Annotated in this window: 8 protein-coding genes and 1 pseudogene; 7 read left to right on the top strand and 2 right to left on the bottom strand. The window is 65.2% G+C overall.

Going from position 1 to position 7,422, the window contains the following annotated elements; translation table 11 throughout:
* Positions 1-343 precede the first annotated feature (343 nt).
* From CQ12_RS12470 to lpxK, 6 genes are all read left to right on the top strand, one after another.
* Complete coding sequence (locus CQ12_RS12470; protein WP_057835616.1) at positions 344-1,744, top strand: TldD/PmbA family protein; 1,401 nt, start codon at positions 344-346, stop codon at positions 1,742-1,744.
* The gene (locus CQ12_RS12465; RefSeq protein ID WP_057835607.1) at positions 1,731-2,540 is read left to right on the top strand and encodes an inositol monophosphatase family protein; all 810 of its coding nucleotides are present in this window, start codon (positions 1,731-1,733) and stop codon (positions 2,538-2,540) included. Before CQ12_RS12470 ends, CQ12_RS12465 begins: the two co-directional genes overlap by 14 nt.
* A 92-nt stretch (positions 2,541-2,632) precedes the next feature.
* Positions 2,633-2,872, top strand: coding sequence for a DUF4170 domain-containing protein (locus CQ12_RS12460; RefSeq protein WP_057835606.1), 240 nt, complete (start codon positions 2,633-2,635; stop codon positions 2,870-2,872).
* A gap of 5 nt (positions 2,873-2,877) precedes the next feature.
* Positions 2,878-3,591 (top strand): lysophospholipid acyltransferase family protein, encoded by a 714-nt coding sequence (locus CQ12_RS12455; RefSeq protein WP_057835605.1) that lies wholly within the window; start codon positions 2,878-2,880, stop codon positions 3,589-3,591.
* Positions 3,533-4,888 (top strand): 3-deoxy-D-manno-octulosonic acid transferase, encoded by a 1,356-nt coding sequence (locus tag CQ12_RS12450; protein ID WP_057835604.1) that lies wholly within the window; start codon positions 3,533-3,535, stop codon positions 4,886-4,888. Before CQ12_RS12455 ends, CQ12_RS12450 begins: the two co-directional genes overlap by 59 nt.
* On the top strand, positions 4,881-5,876 hold the full coding sequence (lpxK, locus tag CQ12_RS12445; RefSeq protein WP_057835603.1) for a tetraacyldisaccharide 4'-kinase: 996 nt from the start codon (positions 4,881-4,883) through the stop codon (positions 5,874-5,876). Before CQ12_RS12450 ends, lpxK begins: the two co-directional genes overlap by 8 nt.
* A 95-nt stretch (positions 5,877-5,971) precedes the next feature.
* Here the strand turns inward: lpxK and CQ12_RS12440 are convergent, their stop codons facing one another.
* Positions 5,972-6,199: a DUF2093 domain-containing protein gene (locus CQ12_RS12440; RefSeq protein ID WP_057861041.1), complete on the bottom strand. Its 228-nt coding sequence runs from the start codon at positions 6,197-6,199 to the stop codon at positions 5,972-5,974.
* Positions 6,200-6,385: 186 nt separating this feature from the next.
* Here CQ12_RS12440 and CQ12_RS12435 point away from each other — a divergent pair, with 186 nt between their 5' ends.
* A complete protein-coding gene (locus tag CQ12_RS12435) occupies positions 6,386-7,222 on the top strand; it encodes a dienelactone hydrolase family protein (protein ID WP_057835601.1) in 837 nt (278 codons plus the stop codon).
* Here the strand turns inward: CQ12_RS12435 and CQ12_RS45010 are convergent.
* A pseudogene (locus tag CQ12_RS45010) lies at positions 7,219-7,422 on the bottom strand (exodeoxyribonuclease VII large subunit); the annotation flags it as partial. The gene CQ12_RS12435 and the pseudogene CQ12_RS45010 overlap by 4 nt on opposite strands.

The raw sequence follows: 7,422 nt of genomic DNA, 5'->3' as shown, positions 1-7,422 counted from the left end.
ATGACACGGCTCGACCCGGCGGGATTGATCCCGCTTGTTGCTGTTTGACGCCTCACGGCTCTCATCTCCCCGCCGGGATTATGTTCCCGGTCGATACGCGAGACCTTAGCCGAGCGATTTCCGTTTCGCCTTAAAAAGCCTGGTTAAGGAGACGTCACCTGCCCTGGATCTCCCCGCATGATTGACAAGACCTTGGCGCGAATGATTGACGAGACCTTGCGCAATTGCCGAAAATGTTTGGTATTTGGCGCCGCAAAATGCTTGAAATGCCCGTGATTCCGGCACATCTGAAGGCCTTGGCGATTGGCGCCCTAAAGCCCCCTCCATGTCAGGGATTTTGTTTGTGAACTCTTCACCATCCAGCACTTCGCCGCTTTCCAAAGCCCCCGCAACCACCGACCTGTTCGATCAATCGGCGCTCTCGACGCTGGCGCAGCGCCTGGTCGAGGCCGCCAAGCGCGCCGGCGCAGATGCCGCTGACGCGGTTGCGGTGCGCGGCGTCTCGCAAGGCGTCGAAGTGCGCGATGGCCGGGTCGAGGAATCCGAGCGGTCCGAAGGCGACGATGTCGGTCTGCGCGTGCTGGTCGGCCAGCGCCAGGCGGTGGTCTCGACCAACGATGTTTCCGGCGACGGCGTTGCGAAGCTCGCCGAGCGGGCGGTGGCGATGGCCCGCGTCGCGCCTGACGACAAGTATGTCGGGCTTGCCGATCCGTCGCTGCTGGCGCGCCAGTTCGCCGATCTCGATCTGCTCGACCGCACGGTTCCAACGACGAGCGAACTGGAGCGTCGCGCCTGCGAAGCGGAAGCCGCGGGCCTTGCCGTCACGGGCGTGACCAAGTCGGGCGGTGCGTCTGCCTCGAGCGGAATCGGCGGCATGGTGCTGGTGACCTCGACCGGTTTCCACGGCTCATATTTGCGTTCCAGCCACGGCATCTCGATGACCGCGATCTCGGGCGAGGGCACCGGCATGGAGCGCGATTACGATTTCACTTCGGCCCCGCACGCCTCCGATCTCGATCCTCCCGACAGCGTCGGCCGCAGGGCCGGCGAGCGCACCGTGGCGCGGGCCAACCCGCGCAAGGTCGAGACCTGCAAGGTGCCGGTGGTGTACGATCCGCGGGTCGCGGGATCGCTGGTCGGCCATCTCGTCGGCGCCATCAACGGCGCCTCGATCGCGCGCAAGACCAGTTTTCTGAAAGACCGGATGGGCGAGCAACTGTTCGCGAAGAATATCCGCATCATCGATGATCCCTTGCGCGTGCGCGGCCTGCGCTCGCAGACCTTCGACGCCGAGGGCGTAACGGTGAAGAAGCACGCGCTCATCGACGAGGGCGTGCTGACCACGTGGCTGCTCGACTGCGCCACCGCGCGCGAACTTGGGCTGGTCACGACCGGGCACGCCCATCGCGGCGTCTCGTCGTCGCCGTCGCCGGGTTCGTACAATCTGCATCTCGAAGCCGGCGCGATGTCGCCGAAGGAACTGATCTCCGACATCAAGCAGGGCTTTTACGTCACCGACCTGATCGGCTCCGGCGTCAACGGCGTGACCGGCGATTACAGCCGCGGCGCCTCCGGATTCTGGATCGAGAACGGCGAGATCACCTATCCCGTCAGCGAGGTCACGATCGCGGGGCATCTGCTGGCGATGTTCAAGTCGCTGGTTCCCGCCAACGACCTGGAATTCCGCTACGGCGTCAACGCGCCGACGCTGCGCATCGAGGGCCTGACGCTTGGCGGACGCTGATACCGCCGACCGGATCTGGGCGCGCGATGCCGCGCTGTTGCGGGACACCGTGCGCGAAGCCGGTGCGCTGGCGCTGTCGCTGTTCCGTACCGAATTGAAGAACTGGACCAAGGGCGCTTCCTCGCCGGTCTCCGAGGCCGACATCGCCGTCAACGATCTCGTCGAGCGGCGGCTGCGCACAGCGACGCCGGATTATGGCTGGCTGTCGGAAGAGAGCGTCGATGACGATACGCGTCTCGGCAAGGAACTGGTCTGGATCGTCGATCCGATCGACGGCACCCGCGCCTATCTCGCCGGCCGCGAGGATTGGTGCGTCAGCGTGGCGCTGGTGGCGGGAGCAGCACCCGTGCTGGCTGCTGTGTTCGCGCCCGTCAGCGACGAATTCTTCTTTGCGATCCGCGGGCAGGGCACCACCCGCAACGACAGCCCGGTGCACGCGACCGCGGGAACGGAGCTGGATTTTTCCCGCATGGCCGGCCCGAAGCCGCTGGTGCAGCGGCTGAGCGAGTCACCGGACGAGATCACGCTGCATCCGCGAATCGGGTCGCTGGCGCTGCGGCTCTGTCGGGTTGCCGACGGCAATCTGGATGCTGCCTTTGCCGGCGGTCAGAGCCGCGACTGGGATCTTGCTGCGGCGAATTTGATCGTGCAGGAAGCGAATGGTAGAATGACCGCGCTCTCGGGGGATGCGATTGAGTATAATCGCCGGGAAGTGGTGCACGGGGTGCTGGTGGCGGCGGGGAACGATCGGCATGCGCGCATTGTCGAGCATTTCCGGGATCACCGGTTGCCCTGAATCGGTCGAATCCGTGCCACAAATCATTCCATTCATACCGCGATTCAGAGTATCGCTCTTGTTTGCCGGGCACCTCGTTAGGAAAGTCCATCATGCCAGATAGTGCCCCGCAGCAATTGCTGCATCTCGTCATCGGCGGCGAACTGACCGATCTCGAACACGTTACATTCAAGGACCTCGACCAGGTCGACATCGTCGGCGTCTATCCCAATTACGCATCCGCTCTCGCGGCCTGGAAGGCGAAGGCGCAGCAGACCGTGGACAACGCCCACATGCGCTACTTCGTGGTTCACCTCCACCGGCTGCTCGATCCAGGTCAAGACACGAAGTAATCCAGTTGAAACGTCTCATTCGCGATTTGCTGCGCAGCACCTTCGTTCAGCGCGCGCTGGGTGTGCTCGCGGCCGAATATCTGCGGCTGGTCTGGCTGACCAATCGCTTCAGCTATGAGCCGACCGACGTCTACGAGCAGGTCGAGCCGGAGATGCCGGCGATCTTCGCGTTCTGGCACGGCCAGCATTTCATGACGCCGTTCATCAAGACCAAGGAGAGCCACCGCGCCAAGGTGCTGATCTCGCGGCATCGCGACGGCGAATTCAACGCCATCGCCGCCGAGCGGCTCGGCATCGGAACCATCAGGGGTTCCGGCGATCATGGCGGCGCCTTTCACCGCAAGGGCGGCGTCGGCGCGTTTCGCGAGATGTTGCAGGCGCTGGAGGACAAGTGGAACGTCGCCACCACCGCCGACGTGCCGAAGCGCGCGCGGGTGGTCGGGCTCGGCATCATCATGCTGGCGCGCGAGTCCGGGCGGCCGATCATGCCCTTTGCGATGGTGACGAGCCGCTTCATCCGGTTGAAGAACTGGGACTCCACCACCATCAATTTGCCATTCGGGCGCGGTGCGGTGGTAGGCATCGAACATGTGTACGTCCCGCCGGATGCCGATGCCGAGACTATGGAAAAGCTGCGCCTTCAGGTAGAAGAATATCTGAATGAAGCGACCCGTCGCGCCTACAAGGCGGTCGGGCGTCCGGAGGCCGCTCTTGGCTAATTCGCTGCCGATGACGTTGCGCGTCTACCGCAGTCTTTCGTCCGCCATGGTGCCATTGTCGCCTGCGTTGATCAGCCGGCGGTTGAGGCTTGGCAAGGAAGACCCGGCGCGGGTCGGTGAGCGCCGCGGCATGAGCGCCGATGTCCGCCCCGCGGGGCCGCTGGTGTGGATCCACGGCGCCAGCGTCGGCGAAGTGCTGGCGGCGGCGGCGCTGATCGAGCGGCTGCGGGCCTTGAACCTGCGCATCCTGCTGACCTCGGGGACGGTGACGTCGGCTGCGATCGTCGCCAAGCGGTTCCCGTCCGACGTCATTCATCAATATGTTCCCTACGACTCACCGCGTTACGTCGCACGGTTTCTCGATCACTGGCGGCCCTCGCTGGCGCTGTTCATCGAGTCCGACCTGTGGCCGAACCTGATCCTGTCGAGCGCCGCGCGGCGGCTGCCGATGGTGCTGATCAATGGGCGAATGTCGCAGCGATCGTTTCCGCGCTGGCAGCGGGTCCAGGGGACCATCTCGGCGCTGCTCGATAAGTTCGACATTTGCCTGGCGCAGTCAAAGACCGATGCGGATCGATTCACCGCGCTCGGAAGCCACAACGTCATCGTCACGGGAAACCTCAAGCTCGACGTTCCCGCGCCGCCGGCCGATGGCAACAAGCTGGATATGCTGATGTCGATGACACGCGGCCGGCCGGTCGTGGTCGCGGCCTCCACGCATCCCGGCGAGGAAGAGATCCTCACCGACACCCACCGAACGCTCGCCGGATATTTTCCCGGGCTGTTGACCGTGATCGTGCCGCGGCATCCCGATCGCGGCGAGGCGATCGCGCGCATGATTGCTGCAAGCGGCCTCAACCCGACCCTGCGCTCGCACGAGGATTTGCCGACCGCCACCACTGACATCTATGTCGCCGACACCATGGGCGAACTGGGGTTGTTCTACCGGCTGGCGCCGATCGTGTTCATGGGCGGATCGCTGGTCGAGCATGGCGGGCAGAATCCGATCGAGGCGATCAAGCTCGGTGCCTCCGTCGTTCACGGCCCCCACGTCTTCAACTTCACCGACGTCTATGAGGCCCTCGATTCCGCCGGCGGCGCGCGGCGTGCCGATACGCAGGAAGCGCTGGTGAAGCAGTTCGGGCAGATGCTGGCCGATCACAAGGCACGCGAAGCCGTGCTCACCGCGTCGGAGCGCGTGGTTGGGCAACTCGGCGGCGCGCTGGAGCGAACGCTCTCCGCGCTCGAGCCGTATCTGTTGCAACTGCGGATCGAGATGGGAGCCGCCAATGCGTGAGCCGGCCTTCTGGCACGGCCCGGCTTCGCTGAACTCGCATCTATTGAAACCGCTCGGCGCGCTCTATGGCGCCATCGCCGCACAGCGCCTGCAACGCAAGGGATTGCATGCCGGCATTCCGGTGCTCTGTGTCGGCAATTATCACGTCGGCGGCGCCGGCAAGACGCCGACCGTGCTGGCGCTGGCGAAACTGCTGGGCGAGCTCGGTGAGACGCCGGTCGTGCTCAGCCGCGGCTATGGCGGCGCATTGCGCGGTCCGGTCAGGGTCGATCCTGCCAGGCATGCAGCTTCCGATGTCGGCGACGAGCCGCTGATGCTGGCAGGCCATTTGCCGATCGTCGTATCGCGCAATCGCGCGGACGGCGTGCCATTGGCGCGGGCCCGGGGCGCGACCGTGATCCTGATGGACGACGGCTTCCAGAGCCCGGCGGTCGTCAAGGACGCGTCCCTGATCGTGATCGACAGCGGCCGCGGCATCGGCAACGGACAGGTGTTTCCCGCCGGTCCCCTGCGCGCGCCGCTGCGTCCGCAGCTGGCGCGCACCGACGCGCTGATCGTCGTCGGCGACGGCACTGCCGCAGCGCCGGTGGCGGCCGAGATCGCAGCGCAGGGCAAGCCGGTGCTGTCAGCGCATCTCAAGCCGGATGCGGCGGCGGTGGCAAAGCTGCGCGGCCAACGCGTGCTGGCGTTCGCCGGCATCGGCGATCCCGGGCGATTCTTCAACACGCTGCGTGCCGCTGGCATCGAGGTCGTCGAGCAGCGCGCCTTCGCCGATCATCATCCGTATTCGCAGGGCGAGATCGAAGGCCTGATCGTCGAGGCCAAACGCGACGGGCTGACATTGGTGACAACGGAAAAGGATCTGGTGCGGCTGCGTGATCGGGCGCAGCAAATAGTGCTGTTCGCGGTGACGCTCGAATTCGACGATCCGGCGCTGCTACGCAAGTTCGTCGCCGAGCAATTATTCAAGGCGCGGGAGAGACCGTAGGGTGGGCAAAGCGTAGCGTGCCCACTATTTATATCGGCTGTGCAAGGATGGTGGGCACGGCGCGTTGCGCCTTTGCCCACCCTACGAATTGATGCTCAACCCTGCGACTTCAGCGCGCCGGGAAAATGCCGCTGCAGCACCGCACTCGGCACCGAATAGGCCTCCTGCAGATCGACGCTCCAGTATTTCAACTCATCGAGCGGAATCCGCACGTCGGTGATGGCACAGCGCACATAGGTTCCGGGAGATATGACGCGGAAATCGCCATCGAGATACTGCACCTGCGCTTCACCATGGCCTGAGGGACCGAATTTATTAAGCACCGTCAAACTCTCCAATGCCGAGTCCGCGAAGGCCGGCGTTAAGCGTATTTTCCGGATTCGATCTATCATAAATAGGTCGTACTGTCCGCCCCGGAAACTGACCTACTTGTAATGATTTTGTGGCCAGGACGCATGATAGCCTTGCGTCCGCTGTGTCCGCGGCGCCCCAAAATCCGGCCTGAACCGATGCGTTTCCTGTCAGCAGCGCTATCCCTGACGCTCCTCGTCGCGACCTGCACGGCAAATGCAGCGCCGTTGCCGACGCCGCGCCAGGTCGATATCCCCGCCGCAGCCAGCCTGACGCTGCATGCACAGCTCTACAAGCCCGATGGCGACGGCCCGTTTCCCACCGTGATCGCGCTGCACGGCTGCGGCGGATTGAGCGGGCAATCCGAACCGGTGCAGCCGCGCTACCGCGACTGGGCGGAGCAGTTGCTGAAGACCGGCCACGCGGTGCTGCTGCCGGACAGCTATGGTTCGCGCGAACTCGGCCCGCAGTGCCAGGTCAAGGAGCGCCGCGTGCTGGCCCGCCGCGAGCGGGTCGCCGATATCAACGCGACGCGGCAATGGCTGTTGCAGCAGTCCTGGGCGGCGCGTGACCGCATCAGCCTGATCGGGTGGGCAAACGGCGCCAGCGCCGTGCTGTGGGCGGTTCGCCCGCAATCATTGCTACGAAGTGCCGAGCCGGATTTCCGCTCGGCCATCGCCTTCTATCCGGATTGCCGGATCTCCTCCGGCCTCGGCTGGAGCACGCGCGTGCCGACGCTGTTGTTGATCGGCGCCAAGGACGACGTCAGTTCGCCATCGGCCTGCCGCCAGGTGGTGGAGGGCGCCCGCGGCCGCAGCGCGCTGGCGCGGATCGTGGTCTATCCGGGGGCGGCTCACGATTTCGACCGCGCCAACCTTCCGCTGCGCGCGATCACGGGGACCGACGCCGCATTGCCCGAACGCGGCCATATCGGTACCGATGCCGAAGCGCGAAAGGACTCGCAGCAGCAGGTCACGGAGTGGCTGGCGCGCTAGAATAGACTTCCCTGATCGACCGGCTTGGCCACGCGCTTCGGCGCGGCCGGCTTCGCTTCGCGTGGAGCGGCGCTTGGCGAGCTCGCGGGTGCAGGCGTCGCCTGAGGCCGGTCCGCATCCGCCGTGGCGCCGACGCGGCCGTCGGCGAATTCGATGGAGAGGCGTGCGCTCGGTCCGACCGAGGTGGCGGCATGGACGGC

The organism is Bradyrhizobium jicamae (assembly GCF_001440395.1).
GTDB classification, from domain to species: Bacteria; Pseudomonadota; Alphaproteobacteria; order Rhizobiales; family Xanthobacteraceae; genus Bradyrhizobium; species Bradyrhizobium jicamae.
The sequence above is the reverse complement of the archived record's forward strand: the minus strand, read 5'-3'. Positions and strand labels throughout refer to the sequence as shown.